This window comes from Duncaniella sp. C9 (assembly GCF_004803935.1).
Lineage (GTDB): Bacteria > Bacteroidota > Bacteroidia > Bacteroidales > Muribaculaceae > Duncaniella > Duncaniella muris.
In genome coordinates this window covers 1,163,052-1,183,446 of the sequence record NZ_CP039547.1, presented here as the reverse complement: position 1 = coordinate 1,183,446, position 20,395 = coordinate 1,163,052, and the positions used below count along the sequence as shown (strand labels likewise).

Annotated in this window: 17 protein-coding genes and 1 tRNA gene; 13 read left to right on the top strand and 5 right to left on the bottom strand. The window is 54.2% G+C overall.

The genetic code is table 11. The annotated features are described in order from the left end of the window. Positions 1–54: 54 nt before the first annotated feature. Positions 55–471 carry a DUF3127 domain-containing protein gene (locus E7745_RS04780; RefSeq protein WP_136408407.1) on the top strand — a complete coding sequence of 139 codons (417 nt, stop codon included), beginning with the start codon at positions 55–57 and terminating at the stop codon, positions 469–471. Between the two features lie 550 nt (positions 472–1,021). After that, positions 1,022–2,473 (top strand): pyruvate kinase, encoded by a 1,452-nt coding sequence (pyk, locus tag E7745_RS04775; RefSeq protein ID WP_136408406.1) that lies wholly within the window; start codon positions 1,022–1,024, stop codon positions 2,471–2,473. Positions 2,474–2,923: 450 nt separating this feature from the next. Here pyk and E7745_RS04770 read toward each other — a convergent pair whose 3' ends face one another. Continuing rightward, complete coding sequence (locus E7745_RS04770; RefSeq protein ID WP_136408405.1) at positions 2,924–4,024, bottom strand: ROK family protein; 1,101 nt, start codon at positions 4,022–4,024, stop codon at positions 2,924–2,926. Positions 4,025–4,296: 272 nt separating this feature from the next. Here E7745_RS04770 and E7745_RS04765 point away from each other — a divergent pair, with 272 nt between their 5' ends. The 4 genes from E7745_RS04765 (at position 4,297) to E7745_RS04750 (ending at position 7,341) form a co-directional block, all read left to right on the top strand. Next, on the top strand, positions 4,297–4,983 hold the full coding sequence (locus E7745_RS04765; RefSeq protein ID WP_136408404.1) for a response regulator transcription factor: 687 nt from the start codon (positions 4,297–4,299) through the stop codon (positions 4,981–4,983). Then, the gene (locus E7745_RS04760) at positions 4,961–6,418 is read left to right on the top strand and encodes a cell wall metabolism sensor histidine kinase WalK (RefSeq protein WP_136408403.1); all 1,458 of its coding nucleotides are present in this window, start codon (positions 4,961–4,963) and stop codon (positions 6,416–6,418) included. Before E7745_RS04765 ends, E7745_RS04760 begins: the two co-directional genes overlap by 23 nt. Before the next feature lie 109 nt (positions 6,419–6,527). Beyond that, a complete protein-coding gene (locus tag E7745_RS04755; RefSeq protein WP_107032388.1) occupies positions 6,528–6,725 on the top strand; it encodes a type II toxin-antitoxin system HicA family toxin in 198 nt (65 codons plus the stop codon). Positions 6,726–6,930: 205 nt separating this feature from the next. Continuing rightward, complete coding sequence (locus E7745_RS04750; protein ID WP_107032387.1) at positions 6,931–7,341, top strand: hypothetical protein; 411 nt, start codon at positions 6,931–6,933, stop codon at positions 7,339–7,341. 153 nt (positions 7,342–7,494) lie between these two features. Here the strand turns inward: E7745_RS04750 and E7745_RS04745 are convergent. After that, a tRNA-Met gene (locus E7745_RS04745) sits at positions 7,495–7,566 on the bottom strand. Positions 7,567–7,718: 152 nt separating this feature from the next. On the opposite strand from E7745_RS04745, the gene E7745_RS04740 reads away from it, so the two are divergent. Further along, positions 7,719–8,090, top strand: coding sequence for a transposase family protein (locus E7745_RS04740; protein ID WP_107037111.1), 372 nt, complete (start codon positions 7,719–7,721; stop codon positions 8,088–8,090). Further along, positions 8,065–9,030 (top strand): transposase, encoded by a 966-nt coding sequence (locus E7745_RS04735; RefSeq protein ID WP_240740261.1) that lies wholly within the window; start codon positions 8,065–8,067, stop codon positions 9,028–9,030. Before E7745_RS04740 ends, E7745_RS04735 begins: the two co-directional genes overlap by 26 nt. A gap of 71 nt (positions 9,031–9,101) precedes the next feature. Here E7745_RS04735 and E7745_RS04730 read toward each other — a convergent pair whose 3' ends face one another. The 3 genes from E7745_RS04730 to E7745_RS04720 all read right to left on the bottom strand — a co-directional run bounded on the left by E7745_RS04730 (position 9,102) and on the right by E7745_RS04720 (position 14,783). Further along, the gene (locus tag E7745_RS04730; RefSeq protein ID WP_136408402.1) at positions 9,102–10,421 is read right to left on the bottom strand and encodes a TolC family protein; all 1,320 of its coding nucleotides are present in this window, start codon (positions 10,419–10,421) and stop codon (positions 9,102–9,104) included. Between the two features lie 76 nt (positions 10,422–10,497). Then, complete coding sequence (locus E7745_RS04725) at positions 10,498–13,659, bottom strand: efflux RND transporter permease subunit (protein ID WP_240740368.1); 3,162 nt, start codon at positions 13,657–13,659, stop codon at positions 10,498–10,500. A 41-nt stretch (positions 13,660–13,700) separates the two neighbouring features. Then, the gene (locus tag E7745_RS04720; RefSeq protein WP_123398815.1) at positions 13,701–14,783 is read right to left on the bottom strand and encodes an efflux RND transporter periplasmic adaptor subunit; all 1,083 of its coding nucleotides are present in this window, start codon (positions 14,781–14,783) and stop codon (positions 13,701–13,703) included. Between the two features lie 319 nt (positions 14,784–15,102). On the opposite strand from E7745_RS04720, the gene E7745_RS04715 reads away from it, so the two are divergent. Genes E7745_RS04715 through E7745_RS04695 form a run of 5 tightly spaced genes read left to right on the top strand, consistent with a single transcriptional unit; the run spans position 15,103 to position 20,188 of the window. Further along, positions 15,103–15,837, top strand: a complete 735-nt coding sequence (locus tag E7745_RS04715; protein WP_107032439.1) for a rhomboid family intramembrane serine protease — start codon at positions 15,103–15,105, stop codon at positions 15,835–15,837. Beyond that, positions 15,824–16,765: a rhomboid family intramembrane serine protease gene (locus E7745_RS04710; protein WP_107032384.1), complete on the top strand. Its 942-nt coding sequence runs from the start codon at positions 15,824–15,826 to the stop codon at positions 16,763–16,765. Before E7745_RS04715 ends, E7745_RS04710 begins: the two co-directional genes overlap by 14 nt. After that, the gene (locus tag E7745_RS04705) at positions 16,762–16,944 is read left to right on the top strand and encodes a hypothetical protein (protein ID WP_136408401.1); all 183 of its coding nucleotides are present in this window, start codon (positions 16,762–16,764) and stop codon (positions 16,942–16,944) included. Before E7745_RS04710 ends, E7745_RS04705 begins: the two co-directional genes overlap by 4 nt. Further along, complete coding sequence (locus E7745_RS04700) at positions 16,941–17,975, top strand: endonuclease/exonuclease/phosphatase family protein (protein ID WP_136408400.1); 1,035 nt, start codon at positions 16,941–16,943, stop codon at positions 17,973–17,975. The genes E7745_RS04705 and E7745_RS04700 overlap by 4 nt, the downstream gene beginning before the upstream one ends. Before the next feature lie 35 nt (positions 17,976–18,010). Then, positions 18,011–20,188, top strand: a complete 2,178-nt coding sequence (locus E7745_RS04695) for a M3 family metallopeptidase (RefSeq protein WP_240740367.1) — start codon at positions 18,011–18,013, stop codon at positions 20,186–20,188. Positions 20,189–20,395 lie beyond the last annotated feature (207 nt).

Genomic DNA, 20,395 nt, shown 5'->3' with positions numbered 1-20,395 from the left:
GTCTGCCCCTATGGGCGGCCGCATCAATCCACCCCGAAAAATTCTAAACACAATATGGAAGTTACAGGAAAAATCATCGTCGCTCTCCCCGAAGTAGGAGGCACATCTCAAAAAGGAAACCCCTGGAAGAAACGCGAATATGTGCTTGAGACACAGGAAACCTACCCCCGTAAAGTCTTCTTCAACTTCTTCGGTGACCGTGTGGACCAGTATCCTCTACAGGTCGGACAGCTTGTGAAAATCAGCTTTGACATCGACAGCCGCGAATATAACGGCCGCTGGTTCGTAGAAGTCCGCGCATGGAAAGCCGAGGATGCCACTGCCGCAGCAGCCGCTCCTGCAGCCTATGGCGCTCCCGCAGCCTACGGTCCCGCCCAGCAGATGCCTCAGGGCTATACAGCTCCCGCCGCAGTTCCCGCTCCCCCGGCTCCGGACCTCACTCCCTCGGCTACTGACGACCTGCCTTTCTAAGCCGACATATCGCTCACAGATATATACCGTCAATCATAACTCATCAGAAGGAGACTACCGTCCATCACTCTCTATAAAAGGAGAGCGGACACGGCAGTCTCTTTTTCAACTTTATCAAACACACTTGAAACAAGAGGCGTCAGAGAGGTGTTATGAAACGCCCTCTAAGAGATCATAGCCGATATTGCTGCAAAATTATGTATTTTAATACAATAGACTTTTCACATGCTCTTGTGAGAAGAGTGGCGTTTTTAGTTAATATTATATAAAATTACGCCCATTCCTCATCTTTTCATGTAAGGTATTGGACGGACGGAATCCGGGAACCGGCAGGACTCGCACATGACTTGTCAGGCCTCGGAATGCAAAATATTTTTAACGGTTTCATGGCTTAACCGATAGATTTGAGTAATTTTGCAAAAAATTTGCACAAGGCAGGATTTTCATACCGTCAGGCCTGTGCGGCCGAGTCATCCGGGCCGAGAAAAAGGAGGTTATGATGACCGGTCTGTCATTCAGTCATTTCACATAAATCATAAGTAATAGGCACATGCTAAAAAAGAGCACTAAAATAATCACGACGATTTCCGACCGCCGCTGCGATGTGGATTTTATCCGCAGTCTTTTCGAAGCAGGCATGAACGTGGTACGCATGAATTCGGCCCATCTCGGAGCCGAAGGAATGGCACAGATAGTGGAAAACTGCCGGGCTGTCTCACCCCGTATCGGCATCATCATCGACACCAAGGGGCCGGAAATACGCACAACAGTCAACACCGAGCCAAACGACAAGATTGCTTTCCGCGAAGGAATGGAAGTGGAATTCTGCGGTCACACCTCGGAACCGACAAGTGCCGGACGCATCTGCCTGAACTATGCCGACATTGCCAATGACGTGCATCCGGGCATGCACTTCCTCATCGATGACGGCGAACTCGATTTCCTCATTCTCGACATCGACGCCGCCACCGGCATCATACGCGCCCGCTGTCTCAACGACGGCAACCTCGGCTCGCGCAAGAGCGTCAACATTCCCGGCAGCGACATCCGTCTGGCCTCGCTCACCGAACGCGACAAGGCCACTCTGGCCACAGCTGCAAAGCTCGGCGTCGATTTCGTGGCCCACTCGTTTGTGCGCAGCGCCGACGATGTCAAAGCCGTCCAGGACGAGCTCGACCGCCTCGACTCCGACATGAAGATCATCTCCAAGATCGAAAACCAGCAGGGCGTCGACAACTTCGACTCCATTCTCGAAGCCTCCTATGGCATCATGATTGCCCGCGGCGACCTCGGCATCGAAGTGGCAGCCGAACGCATCCCCGTGATCCAGCACGAGATGATAGCCAAATGTATAGCCGCACACCATCCCGTGATCGTGGCCACCCAGATGCTCCACTCCATGATCACCTCGCCGCGACCCACCCGCGCCGAGGTCAGCGACATAGCCAACGCCGTCTATCAGCGCGCCGACTGCCTCATGCTCTCAGGCGAAACTGCCAACGGCCGTTATCCGGTCGAAGCCGTGTCGACTATGGCCCGTGTGGCCCAAGATGTGGAGGCTTCTCTGACCGCCACCATCACCAGCGACAATATTCCGCAGCTCGCTGACGAACACGTCACCTCATTCCTGGCCCGCCAGGCCGTGGTCTCCGAGCGCGAGATCGGCACAAAAGCCATCATTGCCAATGCCTACCACGGACGCACAGCCCGGTTCATCGCATCGTTCCGCGGCGCGTGTCCCGTCTATGCCATCTGCTACCGCCGCCGCACCATGCGCTGGCTGAGCATCTCCTACGGCATCAAGGCATATTACTACGAAGACTATACCCGGCAGCAGCGCTATCCGCTTGTGGCTCTTCATGACTTCATCGAGCAGGGCCTGCTTACGCCTGAAGACCGCATAGCCATCCTCGGCGCAATCAACGGCACAGGCGCCACCTTCCTCGCCATCAACTCCGTACAGGCCATCATGGAGCACGGCGCCGCCGGGCAGGAAGCATAAAGTCTTCATCCTCCTGCATTGAACGACCGTAAATCGGTGTCCTTGACCGGACACCTGTTTTCGGAGAAATACACGTAGCCCGTGACACCTTTGCGCTCTGCGCTGCGGTGTCACGGGCTATGAGTAAATCTGCGTCCTCCGGACGCCACCAGCCTAACCGCGACGATGAAAGGTCCGCCAATGGCAGCAAGGCCCGTGGATGACACCGGACCCCGGCCGGGCATGGGGCGGCAAGTGCCTACAGAATGGCGCCGGAACCACCGACCGGGTATGGGATAGCGGGTGTCCGGCAGGACACCGATTTAATCGTAGCCCCCGACACCGTGCGATAGCACACAGGTGTCGGGGGGATAGCGATGATCTTTCAATGATGGTGTCCGGTCGAGGACACCGATTTACCGTCATGAATACAATACATGACGGGAGATGACGATGCCTCAAAGAGGGAGCTCACTCGCCGTCTATCTTCGACAAAGCAAAGGCATAGGCCCCGGCCGAGATAGCTTTTGAGGCTCCGAGACGCGAGAATGTCACACCTATACGCTTCATATCGTCATAGACAGCCGTCCGGTCTGTGCCTCTGACAGGGATACGGCGGCTGTTTCCTCTTGCAAAAACCTCGAACTCAGCCTGATCGTCGAGGTTGAACACCTCCATCTGCACACGGCGCACACTGTCGCCTCCGATCGTCGACAGAGACGCGCGCAGCTCTCCCAGCAGCGAAGGCAGTATGAGATGACGGGCTGCCGTGATGCCGCCGCCTATCACTATTATGCCGTCGATCAGCTGGGCGGCTATGGCCATCGCATCGCCCGCAGTCTCTCCGAATTCCTCAAAAGCCCTGCGGGCCGCCGCCACATCGCCGGGCCGCTTGCCATCAGCAATCTCGCAGATATCTTTCGGCTCTAAACTGTGGCCGAGATCGCCTGACAGTTCGGCATATACACGCTTCACGGCTCTGACGGCCACCCCCTCCTCGACTATGATACCATTTTTGGTCTTGTGTGGCAGACAAAAAGTCTCCACGCAGGAGTTATCGCCCCGGTTAAGCTGCCCGTTGACCACCATTCCCACTCCGAAACCGGTGCCGAAGGTATAGCCCAGCAGATTGCGGTAGCGCTTGCCGCTTCCGGCTTCCGCAAGGCGGCAGTTGATATCAGGCAGAGCTCCGCATAGCGCCTCGCCGTAGGCAAACAGGTCGCCATCATTGTTGATGAACACCGGAATGCCGAATTCATTTTCCAGAAAGGGTCCCAGAGCCACACCCTCGCGAAACGACGGAAAATTCGGCAGAAAACCACCGATTATGCCGTTGGGATAGTCGGCCGGGCCCGGAAAGGCAAAGCTGATGGCAACCGGCTTCTCGTCAAGCGAGTCGATCACCTCGCGAAAACCGCTCACCATAGTGTCGAGACAGAGGTCAAGGTCATGGGCATTAGAGGGATAAGTGATCGGTTCTGTGATATACTCGCACCCTTTCATAGCTCCGAACACCAGATTGGTGCCGCCGGCGTCAAGGGTTACTACTGTTCTGCTGTCATGGATATACATATATAATATATATTAGGTGTTGTCTGTTATCCACAAAGTTAATAAAAACCGCAAGCTTTACAGCCTCTTGGCAAAAAAAATCCCGGCAAGGCCACGTTCCCCCGCATTATCGCACTCTTTCTTCAGTTTCTCTGTGTATCTTTGCATCAGAAATCCATCCGGAACCCATGAAAGAAGAACTAAAACAAAACCAGAAAGAACTATCACTGTCAGATGACCGTTTCACAGCCTCCGGTTGTTATAATGCCATAAAGCATAAATTACAATCCCAAATGAGCAAGAGACTGTTGGTCGTCGATGACGAAGAGACCTTGCGCGAGGCCCTGCGCTTCAATCTTGAGGCCGAAGGCTATGAGATAGACACCGCCGGAAGCGCCGAAGAAGCGCTTGCCCTTGACATAGGCTCGTATGACCTGATTCTCCTCGACATAATGATGGGCGAGATCTCAGGCCTGCAGCTTGCGCGCATCATCAGGGCCAATCCGGCCACAGCATCTGTGCCGCTGATCTTCTGCACGGCAAAAGACACGGAAGACGACATGATCGAAGGTCTGGAGACCGGCGCCGACGACTACATAATGAAACCCTACTCGCTGCGCAACGTCATAGCCAGAGTGCGGACCGTGCTGCGCCGCTCAGCTCCTGCCACACCCCAGCCTCAGGCCGAGGAGAAGGTGACATTCGAGGGACTGACCGTGATCCCCTCATGCAAACGCTGCCTGGTTGACGGCGAGGAGATCAGACTCCCTCGGAAAGAATTCGAGATCCTGCTCAGGCTTCTACGCAACATAGGCCGCGTCTTTTCACGCGAAGAACTCATCAAAGACATCTGGCCCGATGAAGTGGTGGTGCTTGACCGCGTGGTCGACGTCAACATCACCCGCATCCGCCAGAAGATAGGCCGCTACGGCTCCCACATCAAAACCCGCTCAGGCTATGGCTACGGATTCATGGATTAGGCTCTCATATGCCCGCCGACTTTTTGTGTGGCTACTGGGCTACTCGCTGCTGCTCGTCGGGAGCATGGTCATCTTCCAGTACGGTCGTGAAAAGGAGTTCAAGGCCGCGGAACTCAACTCGCAGCTGCAGCTGGTCAACCTCCACATCTCCGACGGCCTGGCCGAAGGAAAGACCGTGGAACAGATCGACCTTGACCGCTTTGCCCCGCTCGGCGACATCCGCGTCAGCATCATCGACTCCCAGGGCAAGGTGATCTATGACAATTCCCTCGACCATCTCCCCGGCACAGACCACAGCGGCCGCAAGGAAATCACCGAAGCCATGCGCAACGGCTCTGGATACACACTGCGCCGCCACAGCGAAAGCACCGGCTCGACCTACTTCTACTCGGCCACACGCAGCGCCGACGGAATGATTGTGCGCACCGCACTGCCCTACTCCCTGCCTCTCAGCCGCATCCTTGAGGCCGACCACACTTTCCTCTGGGCTATGGGCGGACTGACGCTCCTTTTCTGCTTCCTCGGATTCCTGGCCACACGCCGCGTGGGGCAGAACATTCTGCGGCTCGACCGCTTCGCAGCAAAGGCTGAGCGCGGAGAGAAGATCATAGACACCGAACCTTTCCCCCACGATGAACTTGGCGACATCTCAAACCACATAGTGCGCCTCTATGCCCGCCTGCAGCAGGCCGTGGCCGACCGCGACCGCGAACATGCAGCCGCCATGCACCAGCAGCAAGAAAAGGATCGGATAAAGAAACAGCTGACCAACAATATCAACCACGAGCTGAAAACCCCGGTGGCTTCCATCCACGTCTGCATAGAGACCCTCCTGACCCATGAGAACATGGCGCCGGAAAAGCGTCGCGAATTCCTCGAACGCTGCCTGGCCAACGCCGGAAGACTCAAGCGCCTCCTTGCCGACGTAGCCATCATTACGCGCATAGACGATGGCGGACGCATGATCTCGCGCAGCCGGGTGGATCTGCAGCCGCTCATAGCCGAAGTGGTCTGTGACTGCACCCCTGCCGCCGAGGCAAAAGGCATCGGAATCAACAATGAAATCATCGGACCGCTGACCGTAGAAGGCAATGCCGATCTGCTCGCCTCAGTGTTCCACAATCTGATTGAAAACGCCATAGCCTACAGCGGGGGTGACAGCATCAGTCTGAAAACAGTCTCGCTCAGCAGCGGAAAGGCTGTGATAACAGTGGCCGACAACGGCTGCGGAGTCGATCCCTCGCATCTGCCCCACCTCTTCGAGAGATTCTACCGCATCGACAAAGGCCGTTCGCGGGCTTCGGGCGGAACCGGTCTCGGCCTGTCGATTGTCAAAAACGCCGTCCTACAACACGGCGGCACCATCCGTGTGGCCAACCGGCCCTCCGGCGGACTGATCTTCACCATCACCCTCCCCCTCCCCCGCCGGGAGTGATCCTTTTCATATCGGTGGCTTTCATCTTTTTGAAAAAAATATTCAAGCGCCTTGCAGAATAATAGTAAAATTACTACCTTTGCAGTGTCCAATTAAAGAGAACATTGACATGAGAGTATTAAAAACCTCAGCAGTGCTCAAAGTGCTGCTTGCCGACGGTTGGATGATCGTCAGGCAGAAAGGTAGCCACCGCCAGTTAAAACATCCGACGAAGCCCGGCACGGTAACACTCAATGGAAAACCGTCGTCAGACATCTACGGCAGAGAACTTGACAGTGTGCAGAAACAATCAGGCTTAGAGTTCTGATTGAGGGAAAGGGAGCAAAACTCCCTTCCCCTTCCTTTCATTTTAATGCCATCTCTTTGTGCGGAACAATAGCGCGGGCATGATGCCCGCGCTATTTTATAAAATAAATTGTTATAATTAAGTAACTCTGAAAAATTAATTTAAAAGATTATCCTTAGGAGCTACTTATGTATATTATATCGTTCAATATTGAAGAGTTACTTATATGCAGACATTGACTATCAATACATCGAAGACCCCCTCAGGATATAGTGCCTCTTGCGACATTATTCCGGGCTGGGTCGTTGCATACGAAGGCGATTTCGACGGTTTTGAACCGTATGTGCGAGAAAGCATTGATTTTTATGTTGAATGCTGTCAGGCCGATGGCACTGAATATCCTCCGATTCTGGCTGAAAAAGATGTAGCTATCCGTTACAGATTTGATGTGCAGAGTCTGCTGAATCACTATCAGAATATTTTCTCTCTTGCAGCCCTGCAATGTATTACAGGCATAAATCAGCGCCAACTCTGGCACTACGCAGCCGGACGCTCCAAGCCACGCCCGAAACAAGCTGAGAAAATAGTAGGTGCCCTCAACCACCTTGGCAAAGAATTGGTCGCGCTCTCTGTTTAATTGGACACTAAACAAAGTCATTGGACCACAAGAGGCTGTCTAACAAGTTTAGGCAGCCTCTTTTAATTATTCTGATCTATCCCCCGCCCCAGACGAGGGGGCGAACAAGAGAAAGCCTTGCAACCGCTGCCGGTTGCAAGGCTTTCTTCTTAGTGGCGGGGGCAGGACTCGAACCTGCGACCTTTGGGTTATGAGCCCAACGAGCTACCACTGCTCCACCCCGCGATGTCATTTTCGTGGTGCAAAGGTAGAAACTTTTATTTATCCTGCCAAATATTTTGCGATATTTCAGAGTTAAATAAGGTTAACACAAAGAAAAAACGGGTCAAGCCGAAAGCACGGTGCATGAATTTTGAGAAAAGTGTTAAATTTGTGGCATGAAAACCGCAGATGCAATATGGATGTGCCTGCCCGAGGGCATGGACGAACTATTTGAAATGGTGCGCTTCGAGCGCACGGAACAGTCCTATGACATATGGCTTGACGAAAAGAAGAAACTGTCTGATGAAGACTATCGTAATCCAAATATCGTAGCGCGAGGCTATACGGATTATGTAACAATACAGGACTATCCGATGCGTGGACGGCCTGTATTTCTTCACATGCGCAAGAACAAGTGGTGGGACAGGCAGACCAACGAAATCTTCAGCTACAATCTCGAACTTCCCAACGAGGAAGGAACACGACTCAGCGCCGAGTTCGTGGCTTTTTTAAAAGACGAAGGTGGAGACGACAGCCCTGTCGATTAAACAGATAGCGCAGATGTACTGCGTCAACGGCAAACATTTTGCCGACTTGTACCGCAATAAGATAAGCGGTTACGCCGACTGGTGCGAACAGGAGCTTGGCTGTGGGTTCTATTTCAACGCCGATAATATCGGCCCTTACATGAGTCTTGATGAGACGTGTCTGAGCAACGGGGAGGTATGGACGTTCCTGACCAACAAGGACGGCCACGGAGGCAAGGGAACACTTGCGGCAGCCATTCCCGGAACAAAGAGTGACGAAATTATATCCATACTCATCGGAGCTATGGAGAAATCAATCAGACGCAGGGTCAAGGAAGTGACCTGCGATCTCTCGCCATCAATGATGCTCATAGCCGCAGAAGTGTTCTATAACGCCCATGTAGTCAACGACCGTTTTCATGTCCAACAGGTCTATAATGAGGCCGTTGACGAAATCCGCATTGACATTCGCCGACAGCTCATCGCAGAGGAAAACAACCGCAACAAGTCCGAACCGCCGGTAACGTACTCCAACGGAGAGACCATGCGCCAGATACTGGCTCGCAGCAAACACACTCTGATGATGTCGCAGAACAAATGGACTGACATACAGCGCCATCGTGTCAACATACTGTTCAAATACTATCCAATATTGAAGGCTGCATACAGCCTTGCGATGGAGCTGCGCAAGATTTTCAACGCTAAAATCTCACCGACAAAAGCCATGGGGAGGATGAACAAGTGGTATGAAAAGGTAATGGCATTGGGTAACAACAACTTCCGCTCGGTAATCAAAACATTCAAGAACCACGCCCCAACAATCCTGAACTATTTCCGTCGTCGTGCGACCAATGCCTCTGCCGAGGCATTCAACTCTAAAGTCAAAATATTTCGCTCACAAATGCGTGGTGTCCGGGACCGCGACTTCTTCATCTTCCGATTAGTCAAACTCTACGCCTAAAAATTTAACACTTCTAATTGCCCAATTTAACATATGCACCGTGCTTTCGGCTTGAGCCGAAAAAACCGCTGTCACAGATCGCCGGAATCACTGCCGGCGGCGGTGCGCCCGGTGGCGATCAGATAGGCCGACCGGGCCACGCAGAATGCTCCGTAAGCCGCTATATAGCTGTCAATCGACTCCTTGTGGCTCGCCTCAGCTTCAAGCACGTCAGTAACTGTCGACATTCCGGCCTCATAATAGAGACGGTTGAGCCGCAGATTCTCAGAGCTTTCCCCCACCCCTTCGCAGGCAATGTCCATCTTGCGGTGGGCGGCGGTGAGGCTGTTCCATTTGTCCTGCATTCCGATTTCGAGTTTTTCACCGAGATCCGTCAGCTCGTTGCGTGCATTTTCAAGCGCAAGCGACTTGCGTTTGATGGCATGCGAACCGCCCCACCATCCGGAGAGAGGAATATTCACAGCCACCATCAGCGCACCGAAGTTGTGGTTCTGTTCAAGCAGGTCATGATAGAACCATCCGGCTCCAAGCGCCACCTGCGGGAGGTTCCGGCCTATCTCTATGCGCTTTTCGAGTTTTTTGGCCTCGACGTTTTTCTGCAGCAGCTTATAGTCGGTGGTCAGAGGCAGCGCGTCAGCACCGGGCATATAGAGCTCGGCAGGGAAATCAGGCACAGCCTCAGGCACAGCGTCGTCTACATCGAAATTCCAGTCTGCGCCTTTGCCCATATACTGGCCGAGAAGCATTCTGACAAGCTTGATGCCATTGTCAAGATCGACCATTTCGGAGCGGTAGGTGTTGCGTTTCAGCTGCACTTTGAGCAGATCGTTGCGCATGGCCACACCGGCGTCCACAGCCACCTTCACCTGGGTGTCAAGCGTGTCAAGCGTGGCTATTGCGGCTTCAAGAGCTCCGCGTGAGGCTTTGAGAGTCACCAGTTTCCAGTAGAGCGACTCGGTTGTCAGCCTCAGCTCGTCGAGAGTCTGCTGCTGACGCAGCCTCGCCACTTCCTCGCCTACAGCCGCAAGCTTGTTGCCGTTGACGATCTGTCCGCCCATAAACACCGGCTGCATGGCCTGCACGCCGGCCATCTTGCCCTTGTTGATGAATCCGATCTCGATTATGTCCAGAAGATTGTATTGAAAAATGTCATTATGCGTCCAGAAAGCCATCCCGGTAGCTGATACCTCCGGAAAATATTTAGTGAACGCTTCGCGGCGAAGCTCTACGGCCGCCCTGGTGTCATTGGCGGCATTGCGCACGGCCATATTATTGGCAAACGCCAGTTCAATACAGCGGTCAAGAGTGATGACCGAGTCTGCCTCAGCGGCTTTCAGCCCTGATGCCACGGCGAGCGAAACGAGTAGTATTGCAAATCTGATATGTCTCATCGCTTGATATGGATTTTGAGAAAGATTGTCAGATGTATTTTATAGGCCGGCTAATAGCGGCTTCTTAGGCAAGCTCTTAGAGCAGATGGGTTTCAAGAGGCTCTTCGAGAGGTTTGTCAGCCGCCTTTCCGCGGTTTTTCATCAGGCAGTAGGCCACGGGGATCACGGTGAGGATGAATATCATGGTGACAGGTGTGCCCCAGAAGATCACCACCCCCATAGGTTTCCACAGGGCGCTGTCGCCCATCACCATCGGGAGCACCCCCATAGTGGCGGCGGCAGATGTCAGGAAGATAGGGCGCATACGTCGGCTGGAAGCATTGAAGACAGCATCGTAGACACTCGCGCCCTGATTGCGCAGCTCTTCGGCATAGTCGAGAAGCACTATCGCGTTTCTGACAAGGATGCCCATCAGCGACACCAGACCGAGCACACAGGTGAGCGAGAGATCCGTAGACTGGATGCGCAGTCCGATTGCCGCGCCCGGAATGCACAGCAGCAGGCAGGCAAGAAGAAGGAGCGCCGTGTCAGCCGCGGCATAATGCAGCAGGAGGATGAAGAAGATGATGACCACAGCGATGGCCAGGCCTCCAAGAATCTGCGGGAGAGTGCTCATGGTGTTGTCCCATTCGCCTCCGCGTGTAAGGCTGACTCCGGCTGGAAGCTCATAACGGTCTATGCTGTCCATCAGAGCTTCCGTGCGGTCGATCACGTTGACCCCGCGCTGCACTTCGGCAATGAGCGACACGGATGGGATGCCGCTGTAACGTGTGAGCATGCCAGGATGCCATTCGGGCCTGACATCGGCTATCTGGCGCAAAGGCACATCGCCCAGGCCGATCACCGGCATAGGCTCGCCGAGAAGATCTTCGGCGGTTGACCGGTCAGAAGTTCCGGTTTTGAGCACCACGGGTATGCCATAGTCGCCTTCCCAGACCGTGGCCACCGGAAGTCCTGAGCTATAACGCATGGCAAGAGTAGTTTCAAGGAGCACACTGTTGAGACCGAGCCGCGAAGCACGTGTCACGTCAGGCGTGACCATGGCGACGGCCACAGGATTGTCAAGCGAGGATCGCACGTTTCTCAGTCCGGGCACACGGCGGGCCACACGCAACAGCGAGTCGCAGGCCTGGCTCAGAGCCTCGCGGTCAGATCCGGTGAAACGGATCTCTACCGGATAGTCGGCTGTAGAATAGCTGAGCTGCTTGAAGCGGACAAAAGCGTCGGGAAACCAGCTTTCATACTTTCCGGTGTACTCGTCGAGCACATCGATGGTAGCCTGATTGCTTTTTGTGTTGACTATGAACTGCGCGAAGTTCGGGCCTCCGACCTGCGGAGCGTAAGTGGCCTGGAAGCGAGGCGACGAGCAGCCGTGGAAAGAGGCTATCGATACCACTCTGTCATCAGCCGCCAGTATTCGCTCAAGCGAGTCGGCCACCTGGGTGGTGCGCTCCACGGAGGTGCCCTGCGGAAGGAAAATCTCTACGGCAAACTGATTGCGTTCGGCTATAGGCATGAGCTGCAGAGGTGTGGCCACAAACATCCATGCGCTTGCCGCCACGCAGATCACACCTATAAGGATGGTAGTTTTAGGCCATCTGAAGCACAGCCCTATCAGACGGTCATAGCCTTTCTGCATCGAGTTGAAAATGCTGAACTTTTTCTTGCCTGAGGCGAGAGCCTCCTGCTGCTCCTTGTAGATCGGCTCCTTGATCAGCCTGAACTGCATGAATGGCACGAGAAGTTCGGCTATCAGAAGCGACACAAACAGAATTATGGTCATGCCCCAGGGGAAATCCGTCAGGAAGTCACGGAACATGCCTGTCACCGTCAGAAGGAAGGGGAAGAAAGTCACCGATATGGCGAGTGTGGCAGAGAAAATGGCTTTGAAAAATTCGGTTCCTGACCGGAGAGTGGCCGACATATGGTCCATACCCTCGGATATCAGCTCGACATAGTCATCAATGATCACCACCGAATTGTCGACAATCATGCCCAGCGACACTATAAGGCAGGCGAGGGTCACGGTGTTGAGCTCTATGTCAAAGGCATAGAAGAGTCCGAGCGAGATAAAGATCGACACCGGAATTGTCGCCGCAGCGATAAGCGCCACTTTCAGCGGCAGAAGAATCATGATAACGACCACCACCGCGATTATGGCTATCAGCAGCTCGACGAGAAAATAGTTGACCGAACTGTTGACCACCACCGGCTGATCTGTTATCTTGAAAAGCGTGACAGACTCCGGCATGTCGGCACGGGCCTTTTCAAGCTGCGCGTCGACCTCCTTGCCCATCTCTACGATATTGTAACCGTCTTTCATGCTCACGCTCAAGAGTATGCATTTATCGAAATTATTGGTGATATAGCTGTCAGGATCGGGATATTCCTTTCTGACCTCGGCCACATCGCCGAGCCGGACCACACTGCCGTCAGGGGCCGAGAACACAACCATAGCGGCGACATCGGCCACAGAATTGACCGGACGGGCCACAAAAACGGGCCGGGTATAGCTACCGTTGCGGAGAGAGCCTCCGGTGGTCTGAAAGCCCTGTGCCAGAAGAGTAGCTCCTACGGTCTTCTCCGAGATGGCATAGTGCTGTAGCTTTTCAGGATCGAGACAGACCGCAATCTGCTCGGTCTGCATGCCGGAGACCGACATTGTGCCTACGCTCTCTATGGTGCGCAGACGATCTTTGAGATCATCCATATAGTCATTCAGCTCCCGATATGTCTTTTCATTGCTCTGCATGGTGATCAGCAGCGCCGATGTCTCGCCGAAATCACTGAGAGTCTCCACACCGAGCACTCCCGGCGGAAGTTTGAGTTTCTCGGCCTCCATGCCGATCTTGAACTCATTCCAGAAGCTGTCCGCATCATCCACATTGTCATCAAGCTCTACGAAGATGATGGCCGTATTGCCTGAGATCTGCGAGTGGGTTTTGGTCTTGTCGACCTCATTGTAAGAAAACACATAGTCTTCAAGAGGCTTCAGCACCTCTTGTTCTATCTGTTCGACAGAAGCGCCCGGATAGACCGCACCGACCACACCCTCGCGGATTGTAAACGATGGAAACTCGTTTTTATCCATCACTTTCAGTGCATAGATGCCGAAAGCGATGAAAATACAGGTGATCAGAATGATCTCCTTGCTGTATTTCATTCCGGCCACGACTATCGGCGATGGCTTTGCCAACGGAGCCGGAACAGTGTTTTTAGAATCTGACTGACTGGACATAGTCTGAACTTAGAGTGTATCTGTAATTAGGAAATATAAACTCATTCGGCCCCGTAGGCTCCCTGAATCTCTACGCTGACAGGAGAGCCGGTTCCAACTTTCCGCATACCGGCCACTATCACGCTGTCGCCGGCCGAAAGGCCTTCCGACACTATTACGCCGCCCGAAGCCAGAGCATCGGCCTTGACAAAGCGCCGGGCCGCCTTGCCTCCGTCAACCACCCAGACAAACGTGCGGTTGTCAGAGTCGAGAAGTACAGACTGCGAGGGAAGAAGCACCTCTGCCGCCGTGGCCGACAAATCAGCCGACGCGACTGAAGCTACGGCCACATCTCCGACCATGCCCGGCAGGATGCGTCCGTCAGCCGTCGGAATGGCAATTTTGACCGTATAGGCGCGTGTCAGAGGATCAGCCACAACCGATTTACGCACCACGCGGCCGGAGAGCGAGTCTATGCCGAGACTCTTGAAACCGACCGTGGCGGCCTGGCCTTCGGCAATCGCGCCGATTTCACTTTCAGGAACGGAAATGGTTATACGGATATCACTGACGGTCACAAGCTCCAGCACCGGCTCAGCCGCTATGACCGTCTGCCCGACTCCGGCAAGTTTCCGGCTGACCACACCGCTGACCGGAGCATGAAGAGTGGCATCCGTGACGGCGCGCCGTGACATCTCGGCTGCATTCTCAGCCTGCTTCAGCTTGTTCTGCACCTCAACCCATTTGATCTCAGGAAGAGCATCGGCGTCATGAAGTTTCTTAAGACGCGCATATGCGTCGCGGGCCTCTGCAAGTTCCGCATCGGCGATATTGCCGGCGTTCACATAGCTGTCGCTCCTGACTCTGGCGAGCACCTGCCCTTTGGCCACGCGCTGACCTTCCTCGACATAGAAATCTGTAATGGTTCCCGGCACGGAGAAACTCAGCATCGAGGTTTCCGCTGATTCCACAGTTCCGGAAAAAGACAGTCTGCCGTCAGGGCGGGTCATGCTCACAGGCATGACCGTCACCTTGACCGGCGGAGCTACCTGCGCCTTTTCAGAGTGTCCGCAGCCCGTCAGAAGAGCCGCACAGACTAACACCACGGCTTTTGCCATGCCTGATGATGAACGGAGTCTATTCATTGTCCTTTGTGCTATTCAAGTTTATAAACAGCAGGAATCTCGCCTGCCTTAAAATTGATGAAATTATTTCAATTTTAACACGTTGACAGCGGCATTTGTTTTACGCCCGGTAAATATTCCTTTCTGCGGGAGCGCCACATTAGTTAAAAACAGTTAATCAGGCCGGTCGGCACACTATTATGCGTAAAACAATTGTTTACAAATAATCCGCCCCCTATCTCTCCGCATATTTCCCTACTCCCCGCATAGTGATGTGAATATTCGGGGAATATTTTGTAAATTTGCAGCTATGCAGACAGGAAACTCATTTTTCTCACAGATGCCGCCTGTTACAAAGAATCTGATTATCATAAATCTGATTGTCTGGCTGGCAATGTTCGTACTTCCGCGTCATCTCGGCGCGGACCTGGAGACCTATGCCGGTCTCCACTATTTCAAGGCTTCGGATTTCAATCCGGCCCAGTTGCTCACATACATGTTCATGCATTCGACAGGGAGCCTGGCGCATATTTTCTTCAATATGTTCTCCCTGTTCATGTTCGGCATGACGCTCGAACGCACTCTTGGGAGCGCCCGCTTTCTGTTTTATTACATCTCATGCGGTGTCGGTGCGGCCCTGATCCAGGAGCTGACCTGGGCGCTGACCTGGGAAGACACCTTTGTCAGACTCATCGCCAAGACTTCTGACGTGGACTTCGCCGAAGCCCGCGAGTTTGTGACCAACTCCGAGTTCACGGCCGAAGGCAGAGCGTGGCTGGCCAGAAACCTCAACATGTTTGTGACAATCGGCGCATCGGGAGCCATCTATGGCATCCTGCTTGCCTTCGGTATGCTCTTCCCGAACGCTCCGCTCTATCTGTTTTTCATTCCGGTGCCCATCAAGGCCAAGTGGATGGTGATAGGCATGGGTGTGATCGAGATTCTCATCGGTCTCAGCGAGGCCGCGGGAAGGAGCGACGGAGTGGCCCACTTCGCTCATCTCGGAGGCATGATCTTCGGCTTCTTCATAATACTTTACTGGAAAAAGAAAGGCACTTTTCATGGCGGTTTCTGACACACTGCGACAGCTGAGACGGTCGTTTTCGACCTCTACGATGCTGATGAAGATCATCTGGGTCAACATCGGGGTCTTCGTGGTGTTGCGCCTGACGGCCATCGGAGGCATATTCTCCGGCAACCCTGACTTCATCAACGCCGTGCTGGGCTATGTGCAGCTGCCAAGTTCGCCGGGAGTGCTCCTGACGCGCCCGTGGACGCTGCTTACCTATATGTTCGCGCAGTATGACCTGATGCACATTGTGTTCAATCTGCTGTGGTTCTACTGGTTCGGCACACTCTTCATGATGATAGCCACACCGCGGCAACTCCTTGCGCTTTATCTGCTTGGCGGACTGGGCGGCGCCGTGCTCTTTATAGCGGCCTACTGCGGATTGCCTATGTTTGCCCAGCATTACGGGATGCTCATCGGCTCATCGGCCTCGGTGATAGCCATAGTCACCGCCACAGCCATACTCATGCCCGATTTCAGAATGAATCTGCTGTTTATCGGTTCGGTGTCGATCAAATGGATTGCCATAATCACCATATTTCTGGTGCTCATAGGAGTCACAGGCAACAATGCCGGGGGAGAGATAGCCCATATCGGCGGGGTGGCCGTCGGAGCTCTCTATGCCCTGCGCATGAAACGCGGCCATGACATCACGGCTCCGTTCAACCGGGCCTTTGACCGAATGGCCAACCTATGGAACAGTCTCACCTCAGCAGCCTGGAGCCGCAGCCGCTCCGCGAGACCTGAGCGGAACACCCGCCAGGCCGGCGCAGGCTCCGGCCAGAAGACAGCTAAACAGCATGAGCCCACATGCAGCCGCTCAGACCGCGAAGTGCTCGACTCTATTCTCGACAAAATAAAAAAATCAGGCTATGCCGCCCTTACACCCGAAGAGCGTCAGCGCCTTTTCGATGTCAGCCGTAAGATCAAATGAAAATTCCCCGTCCACACCGCCCGGTCAGATCGACAGTCCTCGCCATAGCCGTGGGGATCAATCTGTTTGTTGCCATGCTCACCATCCTGGCAGCCTACGGAGGGACTTTCAACCCTGACACACGTGTGATCATGGCCATGATAGCCATGACCTTTCCGGCAATGCTCCTCTTGGGATGATAGTGATGACAGCCGATCTGTTCTTCGACCGGCGGCTCGCTCTGATCATAGCCGGAGGATGGCTCATCTCCATCCAGCCGATACTCAGCTTCTCGCCACTCCACATCTTAGGCCACAGCCTTTCGGAGCAGGAAAAGGAGCGGTCATTCACCCTGCTGACATACAACATACTCCACTACTGCGACTTCCGTGGCGAAAACCCGGAGCTGGAGGCAAACGCCACTATGAGCTACATACTCTCGACCGACGCCGACATTGTCAACCTTCAGGAGGCCGGACCGGAACTGACCTGCCCCGGCAGACTGAACATGATGGAATCAGGAGCGGTAACCACAGGCGACTACTGGCACATGAAGCAGAGCCAGCTCGACTCGCTCTATGCCCGCTACCCCTACCGGGTGATCAACCGCGATAATCAGCTCTCGGTATATTCGAAGTATCCCGTCACTCCGGTCAGAATCCACATCCCGCCCAAAGACCACAACGTGATGGAATGCTTCCGGCTTGACATAAAAGGGCAGACAGTTCACCTGATAAACGTCCACCTGAAATCCATCGGCCTGACCGATGCCGACAAGGCCCTCTACAAACAGACTTTCCGTAACGTGCCTGACAGCAAGCAGGAACTCAGGAGTGAGATCAACGATGTGAAATCGCAGCTTCTGAGCAAACTCGCGGTGGCGTTCAGAGACCGGGCCGCCCAGGCCAACACAGTCAAAAACGTGATCGACTCGATAGGCGGTCCGTTCATAGTGGCCGGCGACTTCAATGACATCCCTGACTGCTATGCCGTGCGCCGCATCCTCAGCGCCGACGGAATGAACGACGCTTATGCCGACGCCGCCTTCGGGCCGGCCATCACATATCACGGTGACCGCTTCTACTTCCGCATAGACCATGTGCTTTACCGCGGACCGTTCAAAGCCATTGACATAGAGCGCGGAGGCATATCCTCAAGCGACCACAACCCGCTGCTGACCACCTTCCTCTTCGACAAGGACCTCCGGCTTCAGCCTGAATCCGCACCCTGACCGATAAACCAATATATATAATACCATCCGGAAACATGAACCGATTATTAACAGCCGCCCTCGGAGCCGTATTGCTCCCGGCAGCACTAAGCACCTCAGCAGATATGACTGCACAGACCCGTCAGAACCCGTTTCTGGCTCCTTACAACACCCCGTTTGAAATTCCGCCGTTCGACAAGATCACCTATGACGACTATCTCCCCGCAATCGAGCAGGGCATAGCCGAACAGAAAAAGGAGATCGAGGCAATAGCCAACAACCCGGCTACCCCGACCTTTGACAACACCATCCTCGCTATGGAAAAGAGCGGCGCCCTGCTCCAGCGCGTGATGCTCGTGTTCGGCTCTCTCGACGAGACTGACAACAACGAGCAGATGACCGCCATCTCTGAAAAAGCCTATCCGATGGCTGCGGCGGCAGCTGATGAGATCTCGATGAACGACAAGCTCTTCCAGCGCGTCAAATATCTCTACGACCGCCGCGACCAGCTCGGACTTGACGGTCCGCAGAAACGCGCCATCGAACTCTCCTACAAGAGCTTTACCCGCAACGGTGCCCTTCTTTCAGCCGACGAGAAAGAAAAACTCAAAAACATCAACAACGATCTGACCCGCCTCTATCTCCAGTTCAACCGCAATCTGCTTGCATCGACAAACAGCTTCGAACTTCTTGTGGATGACGAGTCGAAACTCGCCGGACTTCCGGCAGGCATCGTGGGCACCGCCGCCACCGAAGCTGCCAGCCGCGGCAAGGCCGGCAAATGGATCTTCACGCTCCACGCCCCCAGCCGTCTGCCCCTGCTCAAATATGCCGATGACCGCGAACTGCGCCGCAAAATGTATGAAGGCTACATGAAACTTGCCTCCGAAGCGCCCTATGACAACCGCCCTGTCATCGGCGAGATCATCAAGACCCGCGCCGCCAAGGCCCGCCTGCTCGGATTTGACAACTATGCGTCATACATGACTGACAACGTCATGGCCAAGACCCCGGAAGCAGCCAAGAGCCTGCTGATGAAAATATGGGAACCGGCCACAGCCCGCGCCCGCGAGGAAGTAGCCGAAATGCAGGAATACGTGCGCAACGAAGGCGCCAAATTCGAGATCGCACCCTGGGACTACTATTATTATGCCGAAAAACTCCGTCAGAAAAAATTCGAGCTTGACGAAAACGAAGTCAGCGCCTACTTCTCGCTTGAGAATGTGCGCAAAGGCATCTTCACTCTGGCCGAAAGACTCTACGGCGTGACATTCACCGAACTTCCCGAAGCCCCGAAATATCATCCCGAAGTCAAGGTCTATGAAGTCAAAGACCTCAAGGGCGAACACGTGGCAGTCTTCATGACCGACTACTTCCCCCGCCCTTCAAAGCGCCAGGGCGCATGGATGAGCGAGTTCAAAGGATCGTTTGAAGATCCTGACGGAACCGTTGGCCGTCCGATCATCTACAACGTGGGCAACTTCACCCGCCCCACTGCCGACACACCCGCCCTCCTTACTGTGGATGAAGTGGAAACCATGTTCCACGAATTCGGTCACGGACTCCACGGCATGCTCACCCGCGCCAAACTCCGCAGCCAGGCAGGCACAAACGTTGACCGAGACTTCGTGGAACTTCCCTCTCAGATCACCGAACACTGGGCTCTGGAACCCGAACTGCTCAAGGAATTCGCCTTCCATTACAAGACAGGCGAGGTGATCCCCGAAAGCCTCATCAACAAGCTCCAGGCCGCTTCCACCCATAACCAGGGCTTCACCACCACCGAACTTGCCGGCGCATCGCTGCTTGACCTCGAATGGGGAATGCTCAATCCGGCCGAAGGCGAGACGATTGACGTGGACAATTTTGAAAAGCAGGTTGCCGAAAAGCTCAACATGCCCCGGCAGATAGCCTACCGCTACCGCTCGCCCTACTTCAAACACGTGTTCGGCAGCGACGGCTATGCCTCCGGCTACTACACCTACCTCTGGGCCGAAGTACTTGACACCGACGGCTTCGAACTCTTCAGCGAAAAAGGTATCTTTGATCCCGCCACAGCAAAAGCATTCAAAGAAAATGTGCTTGAAAAGGGCGGCAGCGAGGATCCGATGGAACTTTATGTGCGTTTCCGCGGCCATGAACCTTCGGTAGATGCTCTGCTCCGCAACCGCGGTCTCGCCCCCAAGGCTGAGAGCGCCAAAGGCGGCAACATCAAGACTCCCGGCGGCAAATAACAACCGCTGACAACTGCCCGTTTCAGTAAAAAACGTTAACAGGGGCTTTCAGACACTGATTTTTTCAGTCTGAAAGCCCCTAATTTCAAAAATATGACATATCTTTGCACCCGCATCAGAAGTGGCACGTAATCCCGCCGGGACCACAGTGCTCCGGGAGAGCTGCTGACGATGCATCCGACTTAAGCAAAAAATAATAAGTGAATC

Bases quoted from the DNA above. Each gene is read 5' to 3' on its own strand.
- E7745_RS04780 (WP_136408407.1), top strand. From the start codon at position 55: ATGGAAGTTACAGGAAAAATCATCGTCGCTCTCCCCGAAGTAGGAGGC.
- pyk (WP_136408406.1), top strand. From the start codon at position 1,022: ATGCTAAAAAAGAGCACTAAAATAATCACGACGATTTCCGACCGCCGC.
- E7745_RS04770 (WP_136408405.1), bottom strand. From the start codon at position 4,024: ATGTATATCCATGACAGCAGAACAGTAGTAACCCTTGACGCCGGCGGC.
- E7745_RS04765 (WP_136408404.1), top strand. From the start codon at position 4,297: ATGAGCAAGAGACTGTTGGTCGTCGATGACGAAGAGACCTTGCGCGAG.
- E7745_RS04760 (WP_136408403.1), top strand. From the start codon at position 4,961: ATGGCTACGGATTCATGGATTAGGCTCTCATATGCCCGCCGACTTTTT.
- E7745_RS04755 (WP_107032388.1), top strand. From the start codon at position 6,528: ATGAGAGTATTAAAAACCTCAGCAGTGCTCAAAGTGCTGCTTGCCGAC.
- E7745_RS04750 (WP_107032387.1), top strand. From the start codon at position 6,931: ATGCAGACATTGACTATCAATACATCGAAGACCCCCTCAGGATATAGT.
- E7745_RS04740 (WP_107037111.1), top strand. From the start codon at position 7,719: ATGAAAACCGCAGATGCAATATGGATGTGCCTGCCCGAGGGCATGGAC.
- E7745_RS04730 (WP_136408402.1), bottom strand. From the start codon at position 10,421: ATGAGACATATCAGATTTGCAATACTACTCGTTTCGCTCGCCGTGGCA.
- E7745_RS04725 (WP_240740368.1), bottom strand. From the start codon at position 13,659: ATGTCCAGTCAGTCAGATTCTAAAAACACTGTTCCGGCTCCGTTGGCA.
- E7745_RS04720 (WP_123398815.1), bottom strand. From the start codon at position 14,783: ATGAATAGACTCCGTTCATCATCAGGCATGGCAAAAGCCGTGGTGTTA.
- E7745_RS04715 (WP_107032439.1), top strand. From the start codon at position 15,103: ATGCCGCCTGTTACAAAGAATCTGATTATCATAAATCTGATTGTCTGG.
- E7745_RS04710 (WP_107032384.1), top strand. From the start codon at position 15,824: ATGGCGGTTTCTGACACACTGCGACAGCTGAGACGGTCGTTTTCGACC.
- E7745_RS04705 (WP_136408401.1), top strand. From the start codon at position 16,762: ATGAAAATTCCCCGTCCACACCGCCCGGTCAGATCGACAGTCCTCGCC.
- E7745_RS04700 (WP_136408400.1), top strand. From the start codon at position 16,941: ATGATAGTGATGACAGCCGATCTGTTCTTCGACCGGCGGCTCGCTCTG.
- E7745_RS04695 (WP_240740367.1), top strand. From the start codon at position 18,011: ATGAACCGATTATTAACAGCCGCCCTCGGAGCCGTATTGCTCCCGGCA.